At 62.4% G+C, this 25,670-nt stretch carries 23 protein-coding genes; 14 read left to right on the forward strand and 9 right to left on the reverse strand.

Features of this window, described 5'->3' with window-relative positions; all coding sequences use genetic code 11:
• Nucleotides 1-4: 4 nt before the first annotated feature.
• The 5 genes from mnmG to hemE all read right to left on the reverse strand — a co-directional run bounded on the left by mnmG (nt 5) and on the right by hemE (nt 6,868).
• Complete coding sequence (gene mnmG, locus AYK65_RS16780; RefSeq protein ID WP_081159043.1) at nt 5-1,876, reverse strand: tRNA uridine-5-carboxymethylaminomethyl(34) synthesis enzyme MnmG; 1,872 nt, start codon at nt 1,874-1,876, stop codon at nt 5-7.
• Nucleotides 1,877-2,072: 196 nt separating this feature from the next.
• Complete coding sequence (gene mnmE, locus AYK65_RS16785) at nt 2,073-3,389, reverse strand: tRNA uridine-5-carboxymethylaminomethyl(34) synthesis GTPase MnmE (RefSeq protein WP_081159044.1); 1,317 nt, start codon at nt 3,387-3,389, stop codon at nt 2,073-2,075.
• Nucleotides 3,390-3,835: 446 nt separating this feature from the next.
• A complete protein-coding gene (gene rho / locus AYK65_RS16790; RefSeq protein ID WP_026615293.1) occupies nt 3,836-5,101 on the reverse strand; it encodes a transcription termination factor Rho in 1,266 nt (421 codons plus the stop codon).
• Nucleotides 5,102-5,297: 196 nt separating this feature from the next.
• Nucleotides 5,298-5,840: a protoporphyrinogen oxidase HemJ gene (gene hemJ / locus AYK65_RS16795; protein ID WP_026615292.1), complete on the reverse strand. Its 543-nt coding sequence runs from the start codon at nt 5,838-5,840 to the stop codon at nt 5,298-5,300.
• Nucleotides 5,837-6,868, reverse strand: a complete 1,032-nt coding sequence (gene hemE / locus AYK65_RS16800) for a uroporphyrinogen decarboxylase (RefSeq protein ID WP_081159045.1) — start codon at nt 6,866-6,868, stop codon at nt 5,837-5,839. Before hemE ends, hemJ begins: the two co-directional genes overlap by 4 nt.
• Before the next feature lie 406 nt (nt 6,869-7,274).
• Between hemE and AYK65_RS16805 the strand changes: the two genes are divergently transcribed.
• The 5 genes from AYK65_RS16805 to dnaQ all read left to right on the forward strand — a co-directional run bounded on the left by AYK65_RS16805 (nt 7,275) and on the right by dnaQ (nt 11,254).
• Nucleotides 7,275-8,096, forward strand: a complete 822-nt coding sequence (locus AYK65_RS16805; RefSeq protein WP_081159046.1) for a pyruvate, water dikinase regulatory protein — start codon at nt 7,275-7,277, stop codon at nt 8,094-8,096.
• Between the two features lie 161 nt (nt 8,097-8,257).
• Nucleotides 8,258-8,857, forward strand: coding sequence for a Maf-like protein (locus AYK65_RS16810; RefSeq protein WP_026615289.1), 600 nt, complete (start codon nt 8,258-8,260; stop codon nt 8,855-8,857).
• Nucleotides 8,850-9,710: a shikimate dehydrogenase gene (locus tag AYK65_RS16815; protein WP_081159047.1), complete on the forward strand. Its 861-nt coding sequence runs from the start codon at nt 8,850-8,852 to the stop codon at nt 9,708-9,710. The genes AYK65_RS16810 and AYK65_RS16815 overlap by 8 nt, the downstream gene beginning before the upstream one ends.
• The gene (gene coaE, locus AYK65_RS16820) at nt 9,707-10,291 is read left to right on the forward strand and encodes a dephospho-CoA kinase (RefSeq protein WP_026615287.1); all 585 of its coding nucleotides are present in this window, start codon (nt 9,707-9,709) and stop codon (nt 10,289-10,291) included. Before AYK65_RS16815 ends, coaE begins: the two co-directional genes overlap by 4 nt.
• Nucleotides 10,292-10,555: 264 nt before the next feature.
• Nucleotides 10,556-11,254, forward strand: a complete 699-nt coding sequence (gene dnaQ / locus AYK65_RS16825; RefSeq protein WP_081159048.1) for a DNA polymerase III subunit epsilon — start codon at nt 10,556-10,558, stop codon at nt 11,252-11,254.
• An 84-nt stretch (nt 11,255-11,338) separates the two neighbouring features.
• On the opposite strand, the gene secB is transcribed toward dnaQ, so the two are convergent.
• The gene (gene secB / locus AYK65_RS16830) at nt 11,339-11,842 is read right to left on the reverse strand and encodes a protein-export chaperone SecB (protein ID WP_026615285.1); all 504 of its coding nucleotides are present in this window, start codon (nt 11,840-11,842) and stop codon (nt 11,339-11,341) included.
• A 368-nt stretch (nt 11,843-12,210) separates the two neighbouring features.
• Entirely contained in the window at nt 12,211-12,714 is a 504-nt protein-coding gene (locus AYK65_RS16835) for an FxsA family protein (RefSeq protein WP_026615284.1), read from the reverse strand.
• A 134-nt stretch (nt 12,715-12,848) separates the two neighbouring features.
• Here AYK65_RS16835 and AYK65_RS16840 point away from each other — a divergent pair, with 134 nt between their 5' ends.
• The 5 genes from AYK65_RS16840 (at nt 12,849) to gyrB (ending at nt 18,179) form a co-directional block, all read left to right on the forward strand.
• Nucleotides 12,849-13,553 (forward strand): Tim44/TimA family putative adaptor protein, encoded by a 705-nt coding sequence (locus tag AYK65_RS16840; protein ID WP_026615283.1) that lies wholly within the window; start codon nt 12,849-12,851, stop codon nt 13,551-13,553.
• Between the two features lie 17 nt (nt 13,554-13,570).
• Nucleotides 13,571-14,677, forward strand: coding sequence for a murein transglycosylase A (gene mltA / locus AYK65_RS16845; protein WP_081159049.1), 1,107 nt, complete (start codon nt 13,571-13,573; stop codon nt 14,675-14,677).
• Nucleotides 14,670-15,236, forward strand: a complete 567-nt coding sequence (locus AYK65_RS16850; protein WP_026615281.1) for a Smr/MutS family protein — start codon at nt 14,670-14,672, stop codon at nt 15,234-15,236. Before mltA ends, AYK65_RS16850 begins: the two co-directional genes overlap by 8 nt.
• Nucleotides 15,233-15,610 (forward strand): helix-turn-helix domain-containing protein, encoded by a 378-nt coding sequence (locus AYK65_RS16855; protein ID WP_026615280.1) that lies wholly within the window; start codon nt 15,233-15,235, stop codon nt 15,608-15,610. Before AYK65_RS16850 ends, AYK65_RS16855 begins: the two co-directional genes overlap by 4 nt.
• A 133-nt stretch (nt 15,611-15,743) precedes the next feature.
• Entirely contained in the window at nt 15,744-18,179 is a 2,436-nt protein-coding gene (gyrB, locus tag AYK65_RS16860; RefSeq protein WP_026615279.1) for a DNA topoisomerase (ATP-hydrolyzing) subunit B, read from the forward strand.
• 119 nt (nt 18,180-18,298) lie between these two features.
• On the opposite strand, the gene AYK65_RS16865 is transcribed toward gyrB, so the two are convergent.
• Nucleotides 18,299-18,895, reverse strand: coding sequence for a nitroreductase family protein (locus tag AYK65_RS16865; protein WP_081159050.1), 597 nt, complete (start codon nt 18,893-18,895; stop codon nt 18,299-18,301).
• 324 nt (nt 18,896-19,219) lie between these two features.
• On the opposite strand from AYK65_RS16865, the gene gabD reads away from it, so the two are divergent.
• Together gabD and hpaI are read left to right on the forward strand one after the other, a co-directional pair.
• Nucleotides 19,220-20,674 carry an NADP-dependent succinate-semialdehyde dehydrogenase gene (gene gabD / locus AYK65_RS16870; protein ID WP_026615277.1) on the forward strand — a complete coding sequence of 485 codons (1,455 nt, stop codon included), beginning with the start codon at nt 19,220-19,222 and terminating at the stop codon, nt 20,672-20,674.
• Between the two features lie 401 nt (nt 20,675-21,075).
• Nucleotides 21,076-21,876: a 4-hydroxy-2-oxoheptanedioate aldolase gene (gene hpaI / locus AYK65_RS16880; protein WP_026615276.1), complete on the forward strand. Its 801-nt coding sequence runs from the start codon at nt 21,076-21,078 to the stop codon at nt 21,874-21,876.
• Between the two features lie 18 nt (nt 21,877-21,894).
• On the opposite strand, the gene AYK65_RS16885 is transcribed toward hpaI, so the two are convergent.
• Nucleotides 21,895-22,773, reverse strand: a complete 879-nt coding sequence (locus AYK65_RS16885) for a GntR family transcriptional regulator (RefSeq protein ID WP_026615275.1) — start codon at nt 22,771-22,773, stop codon at nt 21,895-21,897.
• Nucleotides 22,774-22,964: 191 nt separating this feature from the next.
• On the opposite strand from AYK65_RS16885, the gene AYK65_RS16890 reads away from it, so the two are divergent.
• Together AYK65_RS16890 and AYK65_RS16895 are read left to right on the forward strand one after the other, a co-directional pair.
• On the forward strand, nt 22,965-24,470 hold the full coding sequence (locus AYK65_RS16890) for a UxaA family hydrolase (protein ID WP_081159052.1): 1,506 nt from the start codon (nt 22,965-22,967) through the stop codon (nt 24,468-24,470).
• Nucleotides 24,471-24,542: 72 nt separating this feature from the next.
• Nucleotides 24,543-25,562, forward strand: coding sequence for an aldo/keto reductase (locus AYK65_RS16895; protein ID WP_026615273.1), 1,020 nt, complete (start codon nt 24,543-24,545; stop codon nt 25,560-25,562).
• Nucleotides 25,563-25,670: the final 108 nt, after the last annotated feature.

Genomic DNA, 25,670 nt, shown 5'->3' on the forward strand with positions numbered 1-25,670 from the left:
GGCCTCACCCCGCCACACGCTTGGCGTCACGCTCCTGCCGCCGCAGCCAGGAGATGACCAGCGACACCGCCGCCGGCGTCATGCCGTCGACTTTCATTGCCTGAGCCAGATTGCGCGGCTTCTGCTGCGCCAGCTTCTGCTTCAGCTCGTTCGAGAGGCCGGGCAGGACGCTATAGTCGAAGTCATCCGGAATGATCGCGTTCTCTTCGCGGCGAATGCCGGCAATATCGGCGGCCTGCCGCTCCATATAGACAGCGTAGGCCGCGTCGATTTCCAGCGCCTCGACGACCTTGCGATCGATCGCCTCTAGCTCCGGCCATAGCGGCTTCAGCGCCGCAATCGATTGCTCCGGATAGGACAGGATTTCGAAGGCCGAGCGACGCTGACCGTCCTGGTTGAGGTTCAGGCCGAAGCGCTTTCCCTCGCTGGGCGTAATCGACAGGGACTGAAGAAGCGTGCGCCCCGCGTCATAGTTCAACCTCCAAGCCCCGAAGCGCTCGCGACGGACCGCGCCGACGCAACCGAGGTCGATACCCGTCGGCGTCAGCCGCATGTCGGCATTGTCCGCCCGAAGCGACAGCCGGTATTCCGCCCGCGAGGTGAACATGCGGTAAGGCTCCGTAATGCCCCTTGACGTCAGATCATCGATCATGACGCCGATATAGGAATCGGTGCGGCTGAAAACGAATGGATCGCGGCCGGTAGCCGCAAGTGCTGCATTCAGGCCGGCGACCAGGCCCTGTGCACCCGCCTCTTCGTAGCCGGTGGTGCCGTTGATCTGACCTGCAAGATAAAGGCCGGGAATCTTCCGAACTGCGAGCGAGAGCTCCAGTTCGCGCGGATCGACATGATCATATTCAATCGCGTAGCCGGGCTGCAGGATCGTGACGTTCTCAAGCCCCGGAATGGTGCGAATGAAGGCGTCCTGCACCTCTTCCGGCAGCGAAGTCGAAATGCCATTGGGGTAGACGGTATCGTCGTCCAGCCCTTCCGGCTCCAGGAAGATCTGGTGGCCGTCGCGCTCGCCGAAGCGGACAATCTTGTCCTCAATCGAAGGGCAATAGCGCGGACCAACCCCTTCGATCTGCCCGGAATACATAGCGGAGCGATGAATATTATCGGCGATGATCTTGTGCGTCGCGTCCGTCGTGCGGGTCACCCCGCAGTCGATCTGTCGGTTAACGATCGCATCGGTCATGAAGGAGAAGGGTACCGGATCCGCGTCCGGTCCCTGGCGCCCAACGCGGTCCCAGTCGATCGTCCGTCCGTCGAGACGCGCGGGCGTTCCCGTCTTCAGCCTCCCAAGCTGAAGCCCGAAGCCCCGCAATGTCTCGGAAAGACCGAGAGACGGTTCCTCACCTACACGACCGGCCGGGATCTTGCGATCGCCGATGTGAATCAGGCCCTTCAGGAAAGTTCCCGTCGTGAGTACGACGGCGGCGGCCCGAAAGTTCCGGCCGTCCTTCATGACGACGCCGCATACGGCGCCGTTCTCCGTGAGCAGGTCAAAGGCATCGCCTTCGATCACCGACAGGTTTTCGACCGCATCGATCGCACGCTGCATCGCCTGCCGATAAAGCTTGCGATCCGCTTGCGTTCGCGGCCCGCGCACCGCCGGACCTTTGCGTCGGTTGAGAAGCCTAAACTGAATGCCGGCTACGTCGGCGACGCGCCCCATGAGGCCGTCGAGCGCATCTATCTCACGAACCAAGTGGCCCTTGCCCAGGCCGCCGATGGCCGGATTGCAGGACATCACCCCGATCGTTTCTTTCTTATGCGTGATCAAGGCCGTGCGGGCGCCGAGCCGGGCAGAAGCCGATGCAGCCTCACAGCCTGCATGGCCGCCGCCGATCACGATGACATCATAATTCGTCATAGACATGCTCCAGCTTTCTCGCGCCTTGATTCTCAATTCGGCCTTTCGAGTCAAGACGTTTCACGTGAAACGTGTGTCAGACTCGCCAATGTTGTACCGCCTCGCAGCGAGTGATTTCGCGCCGACCCAAGCGAACGGCAATGCGCCCGAAACCCGCGCCCGCCAATCACCCCGCGCTTGCGCCGTTGCTCCGGCTTCACTTTCCGATGCAGAATTCGGAGAATATCACATCGAGCAGGTTCTCCACATCCACGCGCCCGGTGATCCGGCCCAGCGCGTCGCTCGCAATGCGAAGCTGCTCCGCTCTTATCTCGAGACCGTCCGCGGCCAGGCCGCGCTCCAAGGCCGCGCTCGCCTGTCGCAGGCAATCCACATGCCGCTTACGGGACGGCATCGACAGCGACGTCTTGCCTGCCAGATCCGGAAGATGCGCCTGCAGCGCCCTCAAGAGCGCGGCGATGCCTTCCCCAGTTATCGTCGAAAGAAAGATATCCGCGTCCCTTCTTGCCCATTTCACGTCCGGCCGGTCGATCTTCGTCGCGACGCGTATAACCGCAACGTCCTCCGGCAGCGCCTCATGGACCTGAAAGCCGCCCGGTTTTTCCGATAACAGCAGCACGAGATCGGCATGAGCGATAACTTCTCGCGCCCGCCGTATGCCCTCGCGCTCCACCACTTCCTCGGTCTCGCGCAGCCCGGCTGTATCGAACAGCTTGACAGAGAATCCGGCTAACGAAAGGTCGACGGAAAGAACATCCCGGGTCGTGCCGGCAATCTCAGTGACGATGGCTATGTCCCGTCTCGCCAGTGCGTTCAGCAGGCTCGACTTGCCCGCATTCGGCTCACCGGCAATGACGATCTTGAGCCCGTCGCGGATGATCTCCGCAAGGCCGGCCTTTGCAATATGCGCATCGATTTCCACCCGCAGCTTCTCGACGTCTGCCCAAATCGAAGCGCTGATTGAACCGGGCACGTCGTCCTCGTCGGCAAAGTCGAGCTCCGCTTCAATCATCGCACGTGCGTGCGTGAGGCGCCGGGCCCACCCCGCATAGAGCGCCGACTGCCCGCCGCCGGACTGCTCGACCGCTAGGCGACGTTGCATCTCCGTCTCCGCCGCGATCAGGTCCGCCAAACCTTCCACCTCGACCAGGTCCATCTTGCCGTTCTGAAAGGCGCGCCGCGAGAATTCTCCGGCCTCCGCATGCCGGAGCCCGTGGGCGGCAAGTTCATCAAGGACCGCGTTCACCACCGCCCGTCCGCCGTGAACGTGCAATTCGCAGCAGTCCTCGCCGGTGAAGGATGCCGGCCCGGGAAAGTAGATCACCAGCCCGCTATCCAGCGCGTAACCGTTTCGAGTCCGAATCGTTCTCAACGTCGCGACTCGTGCCGGCGGCACCGAACCGCAAAGATGCATGACCGCATCGGCGGTGGCCGGCCCGCTCATGCGGATCACGGCAACGCCGGCCGGCAATGATCCGCTCGAAAGCGCATAGATCGTGTCCGTGAACAGCATCCAGGTACCGTTTCCTTGCTCCGGGTCGAGCTTACCGGCGAGCGTAAATGCCTCGCATCGAAATGTTAGAATTGAGACCAGGTGGCGCCAATGGGCTTTGCCGCGGTGTTGCGTTGCGCATCGGCGCACGCTTGCCTCCGAGGCTCTAGCGGCGGCGTCTTATGCACGCCTGCGGCCGCGAAATCAAGCCAGAGGATGAGGATACTGGATGACGATGGTTTCGGGGTCGAATCGACCCAAGGAGTTCAGAGGGGATGTGAACTGGAAAAGCGCACACTTTCCCGCCCTCTGTGGAGTGTGTTTCACGTGAATCACGGTCGTCGACGCGCTGCTCGCCCTTCTAGCTTGCTGTAGTCGGTCGGGCCGGAAATTCCCTTCTGGCCGAGGCAAAAAAAGAAGGCCGATGCTCCTCGCACCGGCCTTCATCAATCCCTATGCCCGCAGCATCAGGTGTTCATGGAATCGAAGAAGTCGCCGTTCGTCTTCGTCTGTTTCAGCTTGTCGATGAGGAACTCGATCGCGTCCGTCGTGCCCATGGGCGCGAGAATACGGCGAAGCACGAAGATCTTCTGCAGATCCTGGCGCGGCACCAGCAGGTCCTCCTTGCGGGTGCCGGACTTCAGAATGTCCATCGCCGGGAAGATGCGCTTGTCGGCGACCTTGCGGTCGAGCACGATTTCCGAGTTGCCGGTGCCCTTGAACTCTTCGAAGATGACTTCGTCCATGCGGCTGCCGGTGTCGATCAGCGCCGTCGCGATGATCGTCAGCGAGCCGCCTTCCTCGATGTTGCGGGCGGCACCAAAGAAGCGCTTCGGCCGCTGCAATGCGTTGGCGTCGACACCGCCCGTGAGCACCTTGCCGGAGGAGGGCACGACCGTGTTGTAGGCGCGGCCGAGGCGGGTAATCGAGTCGAGCAGGATGACGACGTCGCGCCCATGTTCGACAAGGCGCTTGGCCTTTTCGATCACCATTTCGGCCACCTGCACGTGGCGCGTCGCCGGTTCGTCGAAGGTCGAGGAAACGACCTCGCCCTTCACCGAGCGCTGCATGTCGGTCACTTCTTCCGGACGCTCGTCGATCAAGAGAACGATCAGATAGCACTCCGGATGGTTCGCCGTGATCGAATGAGCGATGTTCTGCAACAGCACCGTCTTACCGGTGCGCGGTGGCGCGACGATCAGGCCGCGCTGCCCTTTGCCGAGCGGAGCGACGAGATCAATGACGCGCGCCGAGAGATCCTTCGAGGTCGGATTCTCGAGTTCCATCTTGAACCGCTCGTTCGGATAGAGCGGCGTCAGGTTGTCGAAGTGGACCTTATGACGAATCTTCTCCGGATCGTCGAAGTTAATCGTGTTGACCTTCAGAAGCGCGAAATAGCGCTCGCCTTCCTTCGGGCCGCGGATCGGCCCTTCGACCGTGTCGCCCGTCTTCAGCGAGAAACGGCGGATCTGCGAGGGCGAGATGTAGATATCGTCCGGACCGGGAAGATAGTTGGCATTCGCCGAGCGAAGGAAACCGAAACCGTCCTGAAGGACCTCGACGACGCCTTCGCCGATGATCTCTATCTCTTGCTGAGCCAGCATCTTCAGGATCGCGAACATCAGCTCCTGCTTTCGCATGGTGCTGGCGTTTTCTACCTCGAGCTCTTCGGCAACGGCCAGGAGATCGGTCGGCGTCTTGTTCTTAAGGTCTTGAAGCTTCATTTCAGCCATGAAGGGTCCGTGTCTGATTGGGGAATGGAAGGCGGGGTGATTTGTAAGGGAGCTGCGAAGGGGGAGAAGGCAGGCTCTAAAACTTCGTCACAGGCCGCGGGAGAAGGAGATGGGGGGAAAATAGCGATTCACGTGAAACGCCGCAAGGGGCCGAAGCAAATTAGCGACAACTATTACATCTGCGCATCGATTGAAGTCAAAACGGTTTCACGACGACGAGGATGACGATCAGGATCATCAGCAGGGTCGGTGCCTCGTTCATCAGCCTCCAGTAGCGCGCATCCCGTCGATTCTCGTCGTGCTGGAACGCTCTCACCGCGCGGCTGAAATGCACATGCACCAAGGTCAAGAGCACGACGAAGAAAAGCTTGGCGTGCAGCCAGCCGCCCTGAAAGCCGTAGACGCTCCAGGCGAGGTAGAGCCCGAGCGCCCAGGAGATCATCATCGCCGGATTCATGATGATCTTGAGCAGGCGCTGCTCCATCATCTTGAAGGTTTCCGACTGCTCCGAACCCGGTGCTGCGTCGGTGTGATAGATGAAGAGGCGCGGCATATAGAGAAGCGCCGCCATCCAGGAAATCACCGCGATGAGGTGGAGCGCCTTGATCCAGAGATAGAGATCGTCGGGCTGCCAGGCGAAGAGCCCGATCAACAGCGCCGCGAAAAGCGAAAGCGCAATGGCCGCCCGAAGCCGCGCCCGCCTGCCGGGACCGCTATCGGTCTGGCGTTCGCTTGTCATCGCCGCCCTCGAACCCGGGCGACAAGTGCCGCTACATTTTCTGGATCGGCATCCGGCGTGATCCCGTGTCCGAGATTGAAGATCAGCGGCCCCTGGCCGAGCACGTCGAGGATCCGGTCGATGGCGCTTTCCATCGCTGCGCCGCCGGCCACGACCCGCATCGGATCGAGATTGCCCTGGATGGGCCCGTCCTTCTGCAGCTCGGCGGCAAAGGAGAGCGGTACCGACCAGTCGAGGCCGATCGCGTCCGCTCCGGTCAGCCGCCGATAGTCCTTCAGGAAGAGCCCAGCGCCCTTGGCGAAGGCGATGATTCGTGCGGAAGGACGGCGGGCGCGAACCGAAGCGATCATCCGCCGGACGGGCTCGACGGCATAGCGCGCGAATTCCTCTTCACCGAGCACACCCGCCCAGGAATCGAATATCTGCACCGCGTCGGCGCCCGCATCGATCTGCGCTACCAGATAATCTGCCGAGATATCCGCCAGGAACGCCAGTAATTGATCGAAGGCCTTCGGATGGCGGTAGGCGAAGAGGCGCGCCGGCGCCTGGTCCGGCGTTCCGCGGCCCGCAATCATGTAGGTCGCCACCGTCCAGGGCGCACCACAGAAGCCGAGAAGCGTCGTCTCCTCCGGCAATTGACGCCTCAGCCGCGAGACCGTCTCGAAGACGGGTGCGAGATGGCCGATGACCCCCTCGGCGCTGAGTTCGGCGATACCGTCCTCGTCGATCGGGTCCATGCGCGGGCCATGTCCCTCCTCGAAGCGTACATTGCGCTGAAGCGCATCGGGAATGACGAGGATGTCAGAGAAGAGGATTGCCGCATCGAAGCCGTATCGCCGGATCGGCTGCAGCGTCACTTCGACCGCAAGATCCGGCGTATAGCAGAGTTCGAGGAAGCTCCCAGCGCTTGCCCGCGTCTCACGATACTCGGGGAGATAGCGTCCCGCCTGGCGCATCAGCCAGATGGGCGGAGGAACGAGCGTTTTTCCGTTCAACACTTCGAGCACTTTGCGATGCGTTCCGGTCACTCGCCGCTTTCCCAATCTAAAAATAAAACTGAATTGAAAAGGTTTCTATTTCTTAGAGTCGGTGGCTATCAAGGATTAAAATCAATCCTCAGTCGGTTCAGAGACAGCGGAACCGCGTGGACCAGCCGGGAGAAAATCACGGCATTTCGCACCGATGACGGGGAAAGGCGCGAAAATCCTTGAGAGTCAATCTCTTGGTCGCTGAGGGCAAGTTGCGTATCCTGTGGATCGGGAGTCGATCCGCGTGACAATTTGTCGTCGCCATGAGTCTTGTCCACATGCGTCTGCCGGCGAGTTTCGTCCGGGCACGGGATGTGAATAAGTCGGCGCTTTTCCACTTGCCTGACCGCCGGTCGCGCCGTTAGCTGTTTTCGTCCCGCCTTATCAACAGCCCGCGGAGAATTGCGTGGAGAACAAGAAAAACTATTTCCACCTGCACCTCATCTCCGATTCGACCGGTGAGACGCTGATTGCCGCCGGTCGCGCAGCGGCGGCGCAGTTTCAGTCGTCGCATGCGCTCGAGCATGTCTATCCGCTGATCCGCAACCGCAAGCAGTTGATGCAGGTCCTGGATGCTGTCGATGGCGCGCCGGGCATCGTGCTCTACACGATCGTCGATCGGGAGCTCGCCGGCCTCATCGATCAAAGGTGCCGCGAGATCGGCGTTCCCTGCGTCTCCGTGCTCGACCCGATCATCGAGCTCTTCCAGTCCTATCTCGGCTCGCCGTCGCGCCGTCGTTCGGGCGCGCAGCACGTCATGGATGCGGAATACTTCGCCCGCATCGAAGCGCTGAATTTCACCATGGACCATGACGACGGCCAGATGCCGGCCGATTTTAACGAGGCGGACGTCGTCCTCGTCGGCGTGAGCCGCACGTCGAAGACGCCGACAAGCATCTATCTCGCCAATCGCGGTATAAAGACCGCCAATATTCCGATCGTACCTGGCGTGCCGCTACCGGATGCGCTTGTCAGGGCGACTAAGCCGCTGGTCGTCGGCCTCATCGCCTCGGCAGAGCGATTGTCGCAGGTGCGTCAGCATCGTCTGCTCGGAACGACGCAGAACTTTCACGGCGAGGATTATACGGACCGGGCGGCAATCGCCGAGGAGCTAAAATATGCCCGCACCCTCTGCGCCCGTAACAACTGGCCGCTGATCGACGTGACGCGCCGTTCGATCGAGGAAACCGCTGCCGCAATCGTTGCCCTTCGGCCGCGGCTCAGATAGAGCGAATCGGAGAGGTGCGGGACAGTCGAAAGCGCGCTTTCGCCAAGGCCCTTGCACTGAATTGCTTAAGTGCTCTTGCACTGAGCTACTTATATATCGGCCGCACGGTGCGGGTTGATCGAATCCGCGCATCGTAACGGTCCGGAACCCGGGAACGGAAAATGACAAGCTCGCTCGTTTTGGCTTCCGCCAGTCCTTTTCGCCGAGCGCTTCTGACGAATGCCGGCCTTGTCTTCGAGGCTCGGGCCGCTCGGGTGGACGAGCGCGCACTTGAACGGCCGCTCGAGCAATCGGGCGCCTCGCCCGTCGATGTGGCGCTCGCGCTTGCCGAAGCCAAGGGCAAGGACGTGGCGCGGCATTTCGAAAGTGCGCTCGTGATCGGTTCCGATCAGACCATGTCGCTCGGAGCGCGTGTCTATCACAAGCCCAGGGACATGGCGGAAGCCGCCGAGCATCTCCTGTCGCTTTCGGGCAAGACGCACAGCCTGAACAGCGCTGTGGTTCTCGTCCGCGACGACGAGATCGTCTGGCGGCACGTTTCGACTGCCCATATGACGGTCAGGCCGTTGAACCGCGCCTTCATAGAACGACATCTTCAAAAGGTGGGCGAGAAGGCTCTCGCAAGCGTCGGCGCCTATCAGCTCGAGGGTGAGGGCATCCAGCTCTTCGAGAGGATCGAGGGCGACTATTTCACGATCCTCGGTCTGCCGATGCTGCCGCTTCTTTCGAAGCTCCGTGAACTGGGTGCGATCGATGCGTGATTCACGTGAAACATTTGTTAACCATGCCTTCGTCACCGGCTATCCGGTGAAGCATTCGCGCTCGCCGCTCATCCATGGTTATTGGCTGAAGCAGTTCGGAATCGAAGGGAGCTACCGGGCACTCGAGATCACGCCGGAAGCCTTCCCGGATTTCATGCGGCAGCTTGAGGACGAGACGGCAGGCTTCTGCGGCGGCAACGTCACAATTCCTCACAAGGAAGCGGCGTTCCGGCTCGCCGATCGGCCGGACGACCTGAGTGCCGAGCTCGGAGCGGCCAACACGCTCTGGCTCGAAGACGGCGAGGTCTGCGCGACGAATACCGACGGGCGCGGCTTTGTCGCCAATCTCGACGAGCGCGCGAAAGGCTGGGATCGGATTTCGACCGCGGTGGTGCTCGGCGCCGGCGGTGCCAGCCGCGCCGTGATCCAGGCGATCCGCGACCGGGGCGTCAAGGCGATCCATGTCGTGAACCGCACGCCCGAGCGGGCCCGCGAGCTGGCCGACCGCTTCGGCGGTGCGGTGCATGCGCATCCGATGGCGGCACTTGCCGAGACCATGTCCGGCGCCGGTCTCTTCGTGAACACGACCTCTCTCGGCATGGACGGCGAGCAGGCGCCGGCGATCGATTTCTCGCCTATGGCAGGGGACGCCGTCGTGACCGACATCGTCTATGTGCCCCTGAAGACACCGCTGCTGCGCCAGGCGGAGGAGCAGGGCTTTCGCATCGTCGACGGACTTGGCATGCTCCTGCATCAGGCCGTGCCGGGATTCGAAAAATGGTTCGGCCGCAGGCCTGTCGTCGACGAAACGCTTCGGCAGATCATCATCAGCGATATGGACAAGCACGCATGATCATTGTCGGGCTCACGGGCTCCATCGGCATGGGAAAATCGACCGCCGCGGGAATGTTCCGGGAGCTCGGCGTTCCGGTGAACGATGCCGATGAAGTTGTGCACGAGCTCTATCGCGGCGAAGCGGTGGCGCCGGTCGAGGCGGCTTTTCCCGGCGTCGCGAAGGACGGGGCAATCGACAGGGCGGAGCTTTCGCGACGGCTTATCGCCGCCCCCGACCGGCTCGCCGAGCTGGAGCGGATCGTGCACCCGCTCGTTCGTGCGAAGGAGCGGGAGTTCATCGCCCGTCATAAGGCGGCGGGCGCCCCCTTTGTGCTGCTCGATATCCCGCTGCTGTTCGAGACCAAGGCCGAGGAGCGCGTCGACCGCGTCGTTGTCGTCACCTGCGATCCGGAGACGCAGAGGGAGCGGGTCATGAAGCGGCCGGGAATGACGGCGGAGAAATTCGCAATGATCCGCGCGCGTCAGGTGCCCGACAGCGAAAAACGGGCACGCGCGGATTATATCGTCGATACGAGCGACAGCTTCGATGTCACGCGGCAGCAGATTCGCGCCATTGTTGATCAGTTGAGATCGGGGTAGCGGATGTCGCTGAGATTGGGCCTGCCCCCTCACGCAGCCGTAACGGCAATCACCTGTCGCCCCATGTCTCCGAACAAGTGTTACCCATGTCCCCGGACCGAACAGCGGGGAGAGGGGATTTAGAGCGTACCGCTTGCGGATGAGGGGTGGAGAGTAGCCTTCCACAGTCATGTGGCATTCGAAGCTTCAACTGAGAACAAAACGGGATTAGAACTGGCGTTAGCTCGGATCGATTCGCTCCGAAACGGCCCCAGGGAACCCCGCATGCGTGAAATCATCTTCGATACGGAAACGACCGGTCTCGACAGCCGCGAGGATCGAGTGATCGAGATCGGTGGTGTCGAGCTCGAGAACCAGTTTCCGACGGGACGCACGATCCATCTCTACATAAATCCGGCGGACCGTAAGGTTCACCCCGATGCGCTTGCCGTTCACGGCATTACCGATGAGTTCCTCAAGGACAAGCCTTCCTTCGCCGAGGTCGCCGATCAGATCCTCGACTTCTTCGGTGATGCGCGCTGGGTCGCCCACAACGCCACCTTCGATATCGGCTTTATCAATGCGGAGTTCGAGCGGCTCGGATTGCCGCCGATTGTCAATGAGCGTGTGACCGATACGCTGGCGCTCGCCCGGCGCAAGCATCCGATGGGGCCGAATTCGCTCGATGCGCTCTGCCGCCGCTACGGTATCGACAACTCCCATCGCGCCAAGCACGGCGCGCTTCTCGACTCCGAACTGCTTGCCGAAGTCTATATCGAGATGATCGGCGGGCGCCAGGCTGCGCTCGGCCTCGTCACGTCGGAGATCGGCGGTCTGACGGTCGAAGCCGACGACGGACCGATCATCGTGATGCAAAGAGAGCGACCCCTGCGGCCGCGGCTGACGGAAACCGAACTCGCGGCACATGCCGCGCTCGTCTCGAAGATCGGCGTCAAGGCCATATGGGTAAAGTATAGCGGCTAACTTCCTTACCAGTTCGCGCAAGAAGTGACGCTCAAACAAAAAGCCCGGCTTCGAGCCGGGCTTTTTTGTCGTCTGTCGGGCCGATCAGTTGGCCGTGCTATTGGTGTTGGCGACCTGCGCGCGGACCTTTTCCTCGGCCATGCGCTGGGCGAACATCTGTGCGAAATCAATCGGATCGATCATCAGCGGCGGAAAGCCGCCGTTGCGGGTCGCGTCGGCCACGATCTGGCGCGCGAACGGGAAGAGCAGGCGCGGGCACTCGATGAAGAGCAGCGGCAACATGTGCTCCTGCGGGAAACCGGCAACGCGGAACACGCCGCCATAGGCGAGCTCGACGTTGAACAGGACCTTGTCGCCGTCCTTCGCCTCGGCATTCAACGACAAGACGACGTCGAAGTCGTTCTCGGCGAGCGGGTTGGCGTTCACGTTGACATTGATGTTGATCGACGGGGCACGGTCGCGGGCCTGCAGAGAGCGCGGTGCGCCGGGGTTCTCGAAGGAGAGGTCCTTGACATACTGGGCCAGGATATTGAGCGACGGGCTCTGCTGGGCGCCGCCGTTGCCGTTGGATGTGGTATCAGTCGTCATAAGAGTGTCCTCGGACTTCGAATTGGTGAGGCCATCTAGCATTTCGGACCTGGGCTTACAACCCTGGTGGCCGACAGCGCCGCGCGTCTTATCGGGCGCGCAAAAGTCGCTGTAGCACTTTGAATTGCTGCATGTCTTGTCCTTAAATCGAGGTCAATTTGAGGAGACATGCAGCAGGCACTGCGGGGCGGAAAACACGCCCAGCTCGTCCGTCTCCGCTGCATTATAGACCCGATTGGAAACGGCATCAGGAAAAGTGTAGACCTGCAAGCCGCTCGCATCGAAGGAATTCACGCGACGCGGTTCAAGTCTTTGTTTCCATGGATGCCGTCGTCGGCAAACCGCCGCGCATTTTTCGGCGCCATGCGTCAGTGGGAAAGGCGGTTCGGGGGCGGCGAGTCGTCCCCGTCCTTTTCCTTGCGGGAGAACTCGTCCTCGTCGAGATCGATGACGGGCGGCCCTCGGTGCTCCTCGCGCCGGCTGCTGCTCGAATAATAGAAGCCGGTTCCCGTGGTGAAGATCGTCAGCCGTGTGCGCAGGAAAGCAGCGACGGCACGTCTCACCGGCGGCAGAAACAGCAAGAGACCGATCACGTCGCTGATGAAACCCGGCACGATCAGGAGAATCGCGGCGAGAAAGATCAGCGCCCCGCCGAGGACGTCCATCCCGGGATCGTTCCCCATCCGCGCTGCCTCCTGCACGCGTCGGAGCATGCCGATGCCCTGGACGCGCAGGAGCACGACACCGGCGACGGCGCTCAGGAAAACAAGCAGGAGCGTCATAGGCACACCGACTTCGCGGCCGACAACGACGAAGCCGGCAATTTCCGCGAGCGGCAGTCCGAGAAGGATCAGCGGAATCAGGAAACGCATCGCTCTTGCTCGCAAGAAGGTGAATGCAATTGGGCGTCCTCGGGTTTATGGGTGCGACATCGCCATTTGAATGGTTTATCCTTGCGGACTATATGGGACAGTAAAAGAAATTCTAGCAGCGGTTCCGGGTGGAAATGGGCTCTTTCGACTTCATCACTTTTTTTTTCCTGATCGCCGCCGTGGTCATCTTCCTGCAGCTACGCAGCGTTCTTGGCCGCCGGACAGGCAATGAGCGCCCGCCCTTCGACCCGTATTCGCCGCGGGACATCGCCAAAGGGCCGGAGGCAAGCGACAACGGTAAGGTCGTCCAGCTCCCCCGACGCGAAAGCGCTGCGGAAGACGAATCCCGTTACGCCGCCATCGAGACGGTTGCCAAGGCCGGCACGCCGTTGAACACCCAACTCAGAGCCTTGAGCGATGCGGACGCCAACTTCGATCCCTCCGAATTCCTCAACGGCGCGAAGATGGCCTATGAGATGATCGTGATGGCCTTTGCCGACGGCGATCGCAAGACCCTGAAGGGGCTGCTTTCGCGCGAGGTCTATGAGGGTTTCGACGCGGCCATCACCGACCGCGAGGCCAAGGGCGAGGTGGTCAAATCGACCTTCGTCGGCATCGAGAAGGCCGACATCGTCCATGCGGAACTCAAGGACAACGAGGAAAACATCACCGTCAGGATCATCAGTCAGCTCATTTCCGCGACCTACGACAAAGAGGGCAAGCTGATCGACGGCGACGCCGATTCGGTCGCCGAAGTGAACGATCTCTGGACCTTCTCGCGCGACATCCGCTCGCGCGATCCGAACTGGAAGCTGATCGCCACCGAATCGGAAAACTGACCGGGAAGCGGGCGATCATGGCCTTTCATATCGAGCCGGTCACCTTTTCCGAGCTGCCCGGCTGGCATACGGACGATCCGACACCAGTGATCGCCGCACTGCGCCGCTGCCATCGTCACGTGGCGACGGCAAAGCCGTACAGGACCGGCTCCCTTGGCATTTCGGTGGATGACCTGCTGCCTGCTTTTGAAGCGGCGGAATTCAGTTTTTCGGACGCCGCCGCAGCTCGGGCCTTCTTCGAGAGCCAGTATGTGCCGTTCCGGATCCGGCCCGATGAGAGACCGAGAGGCTTCGTCACCGCCTTCTACGAACCGGAAATAGAAGTCCGTTCGGTTCCGGACGGCGATTTTCGTTTTCCCTTTTACCGACGTCCGGCCGACCTCGTCGATATTGACGAGGCTAACCGGCCGGAGGGTATGGATCCCTATTTCGCCTTCGGCCGGCTGGTCGAGGGAAGGGTCGAGGAATATCCCGACCGCCGCGCGATTGAGGAGGGTTTTCTCGCCGGCCGCGGCCTCGAGATCGCCTATGCCCGCTCGAAGGTCGACGTCTTCTTCGTCCACGTGCAGGGCGCGGCGCGACTCATCTATCCGGACGGCGCGCGCCGGCGCATCACCTATGCGGCGAAGACCGGTCATCGCTTCTCGGCGATCGGCAAACTGCTGATCGATCGGGGCGAAATCGACGCGGCGACCGTCTCGATGGCGAGCATCCGCCGCTGGCTGGCGGCCAACCCCGACAAGGCGGACGAGGTTCTTTGGCACAACCGTTCCTTCATTTTCTTCCGAGAGGCGGCCGTCGAGGATGAGGCGCTCGGTCCCGTCGCTGCGGCCAAGGTGCCGCTGGAGCCCGGGCGATCGCTTGCAGTCGACCGGCTCATCCATACTTTCGGAGTCCCTTTCTACATTGCCAGCGAGAGCCTGACCCATCTCGACGGCGGTCGCCCCTTCGGGCGGCTGATGCTCGCGCTCGACACGGGCTCGGCTATCGTCGGCCCTGCGCGCGGCGATATCTTCACGGGTTCGGGCGACGAGGCGGGCGATCTCGCCGGTTCGGTGCGCAACGACGCCGATTTTTTCATCTTCGTTCCCCGCGCCGCCGCGGCCCGATATCGCCATGGCTAAGGACCGGAAGCTGTCGCCGGAGGACCGCATTCTCTGGGGAAAGGTCGCGCGTTCGACCAGACCCATGCCGGGCCGTCTGGAGGATCTCGAGGAGTTCCTGGGCGAAGCGGAACCAAAGGCCGCGCCGGCATCGCAGCCACCGGCCGCGACTTCGGCCACGGCCGAAGGCAAGACGGAACAAGGCTTTGCCTTAAGCCGCGACAAGGCAGAGCGCCGGCATCAACCGCTCGAGAAGCCGGTGAAGCGTAAGCTCGCCAAGGGCCGGCTGGCGCTCGAAGCGCGGATCGACCTGCACGGGATGATCCAGAGCGAGGCACATGGCTTCCTGCTGCAATTCCTCTTGAAGGCACATGAGCGCGGCTTGAGACATGTGCTCGTCATCACCGGCAAGGGAACGTCGTTCGGCAGCGACGGGGCCTTGAAGCGTGCCGTTCCGCTCTGGTTCTCGCTGCCGGAGTTCCGGCCGTTAATTTCGTCCTACGAGCCGGCCGCGCGCAACCATGGCGGCGAGGGGGCGCTCTATGTGCGGCTCGCGCGCGCGAAGGGAAGCGCTTCATGACCCCCTTCGGCGAGGCCGTGCGGGAACTCCGCCGCCGCAAAGGCGTCTCGCAAAAGGAGATGGCGGCGGCGATCGGCGTTTCCCCCGCCTATCTCTCGGCGCTCGAACATGGCAAGCGCGGCGCGCCGAGCTTCGATTTTCTCCAGCGCGTCGCCGGCTATTTCAACGTGATCTGGGACGAGGCGGACGAGCTCTTCCGCATTGCCCATATTTCCGATCCTAAGGTGGTGCTCGACACGTCCGGCCTGCCGCCTGGCCATACTGCCTTTGCCAACCGTTTGAGCGAGCGCATTCGCGGCCTGTCGGAAGAGGCGATCCGGGCCATGGAAGATATTTTGGAAAAAGCCACATTTCCTGATAATGAGGGGGAATGAAACCTCCCCCGGGCGCGCCCCGCCGCCGGGATTTGGAACCCGTGGACAAATTTCCTATAGTCCGCGAGGCATCTCGCGCTGTGATTCGCCGCGAATCACGACGTCCGAAAAACCTGGAAAGACCTGAAGCCGAATGACCGATATTTCTCAGACCGAAGCCGGCGTGATCGCCGAATATGGTGCCGATTCCATCAAGGTGCTGAAAGGCCTCGATGCCGTGCGGAAGCGCCCCGGCATGTATATCGGCGACACCGACGACGGCTCCGGTCTGCACCACATGGTTTACGAAGTCGTGGACAACGCGATCGACGAGGCCTTGGCCGGCCATGCCGATATCGTTACCGTCACGCTCAACCCCGACGGCTCCGTTACCGTTACCGATAACGGCCGCGGCATCCCGACCGATATTCACAGGGAGGAGGGCGTCTCGGCGGCGGAAGTCATCATGACGCAGCTCCATGCCGGCGGAAAATTCGATCAGAACTCCTACAAGGTCTCCGGCGGCCTGCATGGCGTCGGCGTTTCGGTCGTCAATGCGCTCTCCACGTCCTTGAAGCTCAAGATCCGCCGCGGCGGCAAGATCCACGAGATGAGCTTCACCCATGGCGTCGCCGACGGGCCTCTTCAAGTAACGGGCGATGCCGGGGCCGACACCGGCACCGAAGTCACCTTCCTGCCGAGCGAGCAGACCTTCTCGAACGTCGAATTCGATTATTCGACGCTCGAACATCGCCTGCGCGAACTCGCCTTTCTGAACTCCGGCGTCCGCATCGTGTTGACCGACAAGCGGCATTCGGACATCCGCCGCGACGAAATGATGTATGAAGGCGGGCTGGAGGCCTTCGTCGCGTATCTCGACCGGGCGAAGAAGCCGCTCGTGCACAAGCCGGTCTCGATCCGCGGCGAGCGGGACGGCATCACCGTCGAGGTGGCGATGTGGTGGAACGACAGCTACCATGAGAACGTGCTCTGCTTCACCAACAACATTCCGCAGCGTGATGGCGGCACCCACATGGCCGGCTTTCGCGGCGCGCTGACGCGTCAGGTGACGTCTTACGCGGAGTCTTCCGGAATCACCAAAAAGGAAAAGGTCACGCTTCAGGGCGAGGATTGCCGTGAGGGCCTGACAGCCGTTCTGTCCGTCAAGGTACCGGATCCGAAGTTCTCATCGCAGACCAAGGACAAGCTGGTTTCTTCCGAAGTCCGACCCGTGGTCGAAGGCCTGGTCAACGAAGCACTGAATATATGGTTCGAGGAGCATCCGAGCGAGGCGAAGATCCTCGTCGGCAAGGTCGTCGAAGCAGCCGCCGCACGCGAAGCGGCGCGCAAGGCGCGCGAGCTGACGCGCCGCAAGGGGGCGCTCGACATCTCGTCCTTGCCCGGCAAGCTCGCCGACTGCTCCGAGCGCGATCCGGCCAAGTCCGAGCTTTTCTTGGTGGAGGGTGACTCGGCAGGCGGCTCGGCCAAGCAGGGACGCTCGCGCGAAAGCCAGGCGATCCTGCCGCTGCGCGGCAAGATCTTGAACGTCGAGCGCGCGCGCTTCGACAAGATGCTGTCGAGCCAGGAGATCGGCACCCTGATAACCGCGCTCGGCACCTCGATCGGCAAGGACGAGTTCAACGCCGACAAGCTTCGCTATCACAAGATCATCATCATGACGGATGCTGACGTTGACGGCGCTCACATCCGCACGCTGCTGCTCACCTTCTTCTTCCGGCAGATGCCGGAACTGATCGAGCGCGGCCACCTCTATATCGCCCAACCGCCGCTCTATAAGGTGGCGCGCGGCAAGTCCGTCCAGTACCTGAAGGACGAGAAGGCGCTCGAAGATTATCTGATCACCATGGGTCTCGAAGAGGCGTCGCTCCAACTCGCCTCGGGCGAGGTGCGCGCCGGACAGGATCTGCGCGAAGTCATCAACGACGCGCTCCGCCTGCGCTCGCTGGTGGATGGGCTTCACTCCCGTTACAATCGCTCGATTGTCGAGCAGGCGGCGATCGCCGGAGCGCTCAATGTCGAGCTCAACAGTGAGCGCGACGAGTATCAGGAGATCGCGGCCGAAGTGGCCCGCCGGCTGGATGTTGTCTCCGAAGAGACCGAGCGCGGCTGGGTCGCGTCGGTTACGGCGGAAGGCGGCCTGAAGCTCGAACGTATGGTACGCGGCGTCAAGGAAGTATCCGTGCTCGACATGGCACTGATCGGCTCCTCCGACGCTCGCCACATCGATCAGTTGAAGGCGCGGCTGAAGGAGATCTACGGCGCTCCGCCGGTGCTGCGCCGCCGCGATGGAACGCAGGAGATCAGCGGGCCGCGCGCGCTGCTCGACGCGATCTTCGCCGCGGGCCGCAAGGGGCTCACCATGCAGCGTTACAAGGGCCTCGGCGAAATGAATGCCGAGCAATTGTGGGAAACGACGCTCGATCCGAACGTTCGCTCGCTGCTGCAGGTCAAGGTCGCGGATGCGACCGACGCGGACGGCCTGTTCTCGCGCCTCATGGGCGACGAGGTGGAGCCACGGCGCGACTTCATCCAGGAAAACGCGCTGAGCGTCGCCAACCTCGACATCTGACGCGCAAATGGTCCGGTTTGGACGGCGCAGGGCGGCCTTCGCCCTGCGCCTCTCTTTTTTGGCGGAATGGGAAAACGGGATGCGGGTTTCCGCCCGCATCCCCCGCGCGACGTTTCGGCTCAGTCGCCGTTGAACCGACCTTCGAAGACGAATTCGTTGATCGGCTTGCGCTGGCTCGGTTTTTCGCGTTCGCGCAGATCGTCCGGCAGAATCGACGGATCGGCTATCCTGCCGATCGCCACGGCGGCTTCCACCCGGAAGTGTTCCGGCACGCCGAGCACGCGCATCGCCTTGTCGCGGTCGACGCCCGCCATGGCATGGCCGTGCCACCCGGCAAGCTGCGTCTGCAGCGCCAGCCCGAACCAGGCGGCGCCCGTGTCGAAGGCATGCGTATAGGCGGGCCTGACCTCGCCCGCCGATGTGACCCTGTGGGTCTTCGAGAGAATGATGACGAGCGCCGAGGCGTTTTTCGCCCAGCGCTGGTTGCCTTCATCGAGAGTGTCCAGCAATGACGCGAAGTGTTCGGTACCGCGGCGCGCGTAGACGAAGCGCCAGGGTTGAATGTTGCTCGCCGATGGCGCCCAGCGCGCCGCCTCGAAGAGAGCGAGCAGCTCCTTTTCGCTGATGTCCTCGCCGGTGAAGGCGCGCGGCGACCAGCGCTCCAGGAAGATCGAATGGATCGGGTGGTCAGCTCTTCTGTGGTTGATTTCTGTCACGAACGAAAGTCCTTGTCCTATATCTGAATCCCTTGGGAAGCCTTCGACGGCATAGGTCTGCCGGTCGGCCGGATTCGGCGTGACGCTACAGAAGACGAAGGATCTTTGAAACGTACTCTCTCAAAAGTGATGTTCCTCGGCTCCTTGTTGCCTGAGGGGGCCTGACGCGGAACGAGAAGCGTAGCAAGGACGTTTTCAGCTTGATTCCCGCTTCGGTGCCTTTGGCCGTCTCCGCCGCAAAATCCGGAAACGCCAGTCGAGACGATTGTCGATCCCGAAAAAAGTTGTATAAGTTCTGTAGATTTTTCCGAGGAAGGACGCGCCATGAACCTGAAAGACCCGTCACTGTTTCGTGAGGCCGCTCTCGTCGGCGAGACCTGGATCGAAGCTGACCCGAAGAACGCGATAGAGGTGAACAATCCGGCGACGGGCGAGGTGATCGGTCGCGTGCCGAAGCTCGGCGCGGCCGAAACCAGGGCTGCGATCGAAACTGCGGCGCGGGTGCAGAAGGAGTGGGCCGCCAGGACCGCCAAGGAGCGCTCGGCCGTGTTGCGGCGCTGGTTCGAATTGATGGTCGAGAACAAGGATGATCTCGGCCATATCCTGACGATAGAGCAGGGTAAGCCGCTCGCCGAAGCGACCGGCGAGATCGTCTACGGCGCAAGCTTCATCGAGTGGTTTGCGGAAGAGGCGCGTCGCGTCTATGGCGACCTTGTGCCCGGACATCAGAAGGACAAGCGCATCCTGGTGATGAAGCAGCCGATCGGTGTCGTCGCCGCCATTACCCCGTGGAACTTCCCGAACGCGATGATCACCCGCAAGGCCGGCCCCGCCTTTGCGGCCGGCTGCGCCATGGTGTTGAAACCCGCCGCACAGACGCCGTTTTCCGCGATCGCCATCGCCGTGCTCGCCGAGCGCGCCGGCATGCCGAAGGGCCTCTTGAGTGTGATCACCGGCTCGGCCCGCGAGATCGGCGCCGAGATGACGTCGAACCCGACCGTGCGCAAGCTGACCTTCACCGGCTCGACGGAGGTCGGTGCCGAGCTCTACCGGCAGAGTGCAGCGACGATCAAAAAGCTTGGCCTGGAACTCGGCGGCAACGCCCCCTTCATCGTCTTCGACGACGCCGATCTCGACGCGGCGGTCGAGGGAGCGCTGATCGCCAAGTTCCGCAACAACGGCCAGACCTGCGTCTGCGCCAACCGCATCTATGTGCAGGACGGCGTCTACGAGGCCTTCTCGGAGAAGCTTGCCGCCGCCGTCGCCAAGCTCAAGACCGGCGACGGCATGGAGGAAGGCGTCATCCTCGGGCCGCTGATCGATAAGCCGGCTCTCGAGAAGGTCGAAGAGCACGTCGCCGACGCGCTCGCCAAAGGCGCTCGCGTTGTGCAGGGCGGCCGCCGTCACGCGCTCGGCGGCACCTTCTACGAGGCGACGGTGCTGGCGGACGTCACACAGACGATGGCGGTCGCACGCGAGGAGACCTTCGGCCCGGTGGCGCCGCTCTTCCGCTTCAAGGACGAGGCGGACGTCATCCACCAGGCAAACGACACCGAGTTCGGCCTTGCCTCTTACTTCTATGCAAAGGATCTGGCACGCGTCTTCCGTGTCGCCGAAGCGCTGGAATACGGCATGGTCGGCGTCAACACCGGCCTGATCTCTACGGCGGAAGCGCCCTTCGGCGGCGTCAAGCTCTCCGGCCTCGGCCGCGAGGGCTCGAAATACGGCATCGAGGAATTCATGGAAATCAAATATGTCTGCCTCGGCGGCATCGCCTGAGGCAGGGTCAATCGCAAACACACCGCCCGGGATTTCTGGGCGGTTTTCTTTTGCTGCGAAGACGGTAGTCTTCGTCATCGATTCTGATGGTCGGAGAAGAATGATCTGCCCCTCTCCTCGGGTTTAACCCGAGGACTACAGCGCCGCGCGTCCAATCGGACGCGCAAAGGTCGCTGTAGCGCTTTGAGTTGCTGCATGATTTTGTCCTTAAATCGATTCTGATTTAAGGAATCATGCAGTAGCCCTCTCCCCGCAGGCGGGGAGAGGGGACTTAGGAGGGTGCGGCGAGTCCCTTCGCCCCGCTTGCGGGGGAGAAGGTGCCGGCAGGCGGATGAGGGGCAAACAATGCCGAAAACATCTCGCCGCAAGCTAGAACAGATGACGCGGAAGGAGAACGATCCATGCCGGCCCCGAAAAACCCCTTTAAAGCGGCGATCCGCGAAAACCGCTTCCAGCTCGGCCTCTGGGTGGCGCTTGCCAGCCCCTATGCCGCTGAAGTCGTTGCCGGCAGCGGCTACGACTGGCTGCTGATCGACGGCGAGCATGCGCCGAACGATCTGCCGCTGCTTGCGGCGCAATACGGTGCGATCGCCGCTCGGGGGAGCCATCCGATCGTTCGACTGCCGGTCGGCGACACGGCGCTGATCAAGCAGGTGCTCGACACGGGTGTTCAGACGCTTCTGATCCCGATGGTCGACAATGTCGAGCAGGCGCGGCAGCTAGTCCGCGCCGTGCGCTACCCGCCGCAAGGGATCCGCGGCGTCGGCGCAGCGCTGGGGCGGGCGACGAACTTCGGGCGCATCACCGATTATCTCCGGAATGCCAATGACGAGATCTGCCTTCTCCTGCAGATCGAAAGCAGGGCCGGGCTGAATGCGATCGATGAGATCGCTGCGCTCGACGGTGTCGACGGCCTGTTCATCGGCCCGGCGGATCTTGCCGCTGATATGGGCCATCTCGGAAATCCAGGCCATATCGAGGTGCGGGCTGCCATCGTCCACGCCTTTGCCCGCATCCGCCGCGCCGGCAAGGCGCGCGGCATCATGACGCTCGATCCCGCGCAGGCCCGAGATTACCGCGATCTCGGTGCCGATTTCATGGCGATCGGCACCGACGTGACCTTGCTCGTCAACGCGACAGAGCGGCTGCGCCGGGAATTTTTGGGTGAGGCCGAGCCGACGCGGTCGGAATCCGGCTACTGATCGGATTTTTCCGAAACTTCAGGGAAGGGACTGCAGCAGCGTCTCGCGCGCCGATTTCAAATGCAGCCTGCAGGCCTGTTCCACTTGCTGCAGATCGCGCGACTGGAGCGCCGCTATATAGGCGAGGTGCTCTTCGAGCGCCCGGGCGTTGCGCTCGCGCGCGTTCGCCTTGTTCCACTGGTAATGATAGTGGAAGACGATGGCGATGACGTCGTAGAAGTCGATGATGAAGCGGTTGCTCGAGGACTTGTGCACCAAAAGGTGGAAACGCTCGTCGAGCTCCGAGAATTCCTTGTAGCGTCTGTCGATGTCGGCGAGCACTTCCCGGTGCACCGCTTCGATTTTCCTCAGTTCCTCCCAGGCCGGATCGTCCTCGGGAAGACCGACGAAGCGGGCAGCCGAGCGAAGCTCGAACATCTCGCGCACCTCCGTCAGTTCGAGCGCGAACTCACGGGTGAATCCCTTGAGCACCCAATGGCTGTTCGGCCGTTTCTCGATCAGGCCGAAGCGGCTGAAGCGAATCAGGAACTCGCGCACGCTCGTCGTGCCGGCGCCGATCTCACGGGCAAGCTCCAGCTCGTTGATCTGCATTCCGGGCTCGGCGCCGCCCGCCAGAATCCGGCGCATGAAGCTGCGCTCGATCCGCTCGGCGAGCGAATCGGTCTCCTCGGTCGGAAAATAGTCCGCAGGGTCGGGGGCCCTCAGCACGGTCTTCCGCCGCTTGTCCCAGGCGATCAGCCCGAGCTCTTCGCAGCGCGTGAGGATGGCGCGGACGGTCGTGCGACTGACGCCGAGCGCCTGGCCGAGCTCGGGTTCCGAAGGTAGCGCCGACGTTTCCGCGAGCGTCGTCAGACAGCGGTTGAAGGCATCCTTAAAGACGGTGTTCTGCTTCGCCATTGCGTGGTCCGGCGGTGTAGGTTGATCGAGAGGTGTCCGCGGCTCGGCGGCGCTCGCAAGCATGTTGGCTCTTGGGTCGTCCTCGGTGCGGTACCAATCATAATACCCATTGACGAAAATCTGTCTATTGTAGATAAAAGACAAAACAGGATACGCGTCGTCAACACGAAAGCCGTTCTGGGAGCCAGAGATTGCCCGCACCGTCTTCGATCCTTCTTTCGCCGGAAGACAATGTCGTCGTCGCCACTGCTGCGATCGCGCCCGGCGAAACACTGGCCGGCGGCGTGCCGGCGGCGGCAAGGATCGATGCCGGCCACAAGGCGGCGATCAGATCGATCAAGTCGGGCGAGCCGGTGGTGAAATACGGCCAGGCGATCGGCCGCGCCACCTGCGACATCGCCCCCGGCGAGCACGTTCATTCGCACAATCTCGCCTTCGACCAGGACCGGCTCTCCATTGGCGCCCCCGTTCCGCCGGAGGCGGCGAGCGAGGCCGACAAGGCGCGCACCTTCCTCGGCTATCGTCGAGCCGACGGCCGGGCGGCGACGCGAAACTATATCGGCATCATCGCCAGCGTAAACTGTTCCACCACCGTCTGTCGGGCGATCGCCGACGAGGCGAACCGCCGCATCCTGCCGAGATATGAAGGTATCGACGGTTTCGTGCCGATCGTGCACGATCAAGGCTGCGGCATGTCGTCCACCGGCGACGGGATGAAAAATCTGCACCGTACGCTTGCCGGCTACGCCCGGCACGCCAATTTCGGCGGCGTGCTGATGGTCGGGCTAGGTTGCGAGGTCAACCAGCTGACGCTTTACGGCCAGAGCGGCGCGGGCGCGGAGAAGCGGCATTTCAACATTCAGGAGGCGGGGGGTTCCCGCCGCTCGGTCGAGCGCGCGCTCGGCGTTCTCGAGGAAATCGCGGCGGAAGTGTCCACCGCCCGCCGCGTGCCGATACCGGTCAGCGAGATCATCGTCGGACTGCAATGCGGCGGCTCGGACGGCCTCTCCGGTGTCACGGCCAATCCGGCGCTCGGCGCCGCGGTCGATATCCTCGCCAGCGCCGGCGGCACAGCGATCCTTTCGGAGACCTCCGAGATCTATGGTGCGGAGCATCTGCTGCGCAGTCGCGCAGTGAATAATGAGGTCGCAGCTAGGCTCGACGGCCTGATTTCCTGGTGGGAAAACTACGCCGCGATGCACGGCGCCTCGCTCGACAACAATCCTTCGCCGGGCAACAAGCGCGGCGGCCTGACGACGATCCTCGAGAAGTCGCTGGGCGCGGTTGCGAAGGGCGGCCGTTCGCCGTTGACGGCCGTCTACAACTACGCCGAACGGGTGACCGGCAGCGGCCTGGTTTTCATGGATACGCCGGGTTACGATCCGGTCTCGGCGACCGGCCAGGTCGCCGGCGGCGCGAACGTCATCGCCTTTACGACTGGACGCGGAAGCTGTTTCGGCTGTCGCCCGACACCGTCGATCAAGCTCACCAGCAATACGGCGCTCTATCGGGCCATGGAGGAGGACATGGACATCGATTGCGGCGTCATCGCCTCGGGCGAGGCGACGATCGCCGGTCTCGGCCGCGAGATTTTCGAACTCATCATCGCCACCGCCTCTGGTCGCAAGACCAAGAGCGAGCTTTTCGGCTACGGCGACAACGAGTTCGTGCCCTGGCATCTGGGGGCTACGCTTTAAGCGAGCGAGGGGCAACTCCGCTCGGAACTGAGCATGGGAGAAACGCGCATCCTTGGAGGGAGGAGACAAGGAATGCAGACGAGAAAGATAGGCCGGACCGATCTTGCCGTGACCGAATACAGCTTCGGCACCGCTCCGCTCGGCGGCCTCTATCGCGAATGCACCCGCGAAGCGGCTATGACGACGCTCGAGGCCGCCTGGGACGCGGGAATCCGCTATTTCGACACGGCGCCCTTTTATGGGCTCGGGCTCGCCGAGCGGCGGGTAGGCGACTTCCTTCGCGACAGACCGCGCGAGAGCTTCGTCCTGTCGACGAAGGTCGGCCGCCTGCTGCAGCCGGTGCCGCAGGACAAGGTTCCGGACTACTCCTACGTCAAGCCGCTGAATTTCGACGTCACCTACGATTATAACTACGATGCGATCATGCGGTCGGTGGAGATGAGCTACGCCCGCCTCGGACTCAACCGCATCGACATCCTCTACGTCCACGATATCGGCGGCTACACCCATGGCGCCGCGAAGAACGCGGTCTACCTGCGGCAACTCCTGGACTCCGGCCTGAAGGCGCTGGAGGAGCTGAAATCGGGCGGCATCATCTCCGCCTATGGGCTCGGCGTCAATGAGGTGCCGGTCTGCCTCGAAGTGATGCGGCACGCGGACATCGACTGCATCCTGCTTGCCGGCCGCTACACGCTCCTCGACCGTTCCGCCGTCGCCGAACTCCTGCCGCTCTGCGAGAAGAAGCGGACGTCGCTCGTGATCGGCGGCGTGTTCAATTCCGGCATTCTCGCCACCGGCCCGGTGGAAGGCGCGCATTTCGACTATATGCCGGCAACGGAGGAAGTCAGGATGAAAGTGGCGGCGATGGAACGGATTGCCCGGGAGCGTGGCATGCCGCTCGCGGCGCCAGCGCTGCAGTTCCCGCTCGCCAATCCGCAGGTCGCTTCCGTCCTGCTCGGCACCGCCAAACCGGAAAGCCTGAAGCGGAATATGGAACTCACCGGACGGAAGATCACGGCCGAGGACTTCGCGGCCTTCGAACCTTATACACTGGTCGCGCCTGAGCTGGGAGCGGAGGCCGTGAGGGTGTGATGCTTCCTGCCGCGATGGCGGGGAGAGTCTCTTCATAAAGGACCGGACTGCATGCACCTGGCGGCCCGGTCTCGATAAACGGAACGAGGTGTAACTGAGAGGAGAAAC

It is taken from the genome of Ensifer aridi, assembly GCF_002078505.1.
In the GTDB taxonomy this organism is placed as follows: Bacteria; Pseudomonadota; Alphaproteobacteria; order Rhizobiales; family Rhizobiaceae; genus Sinorhizobium; species Sinorhizobium aridi.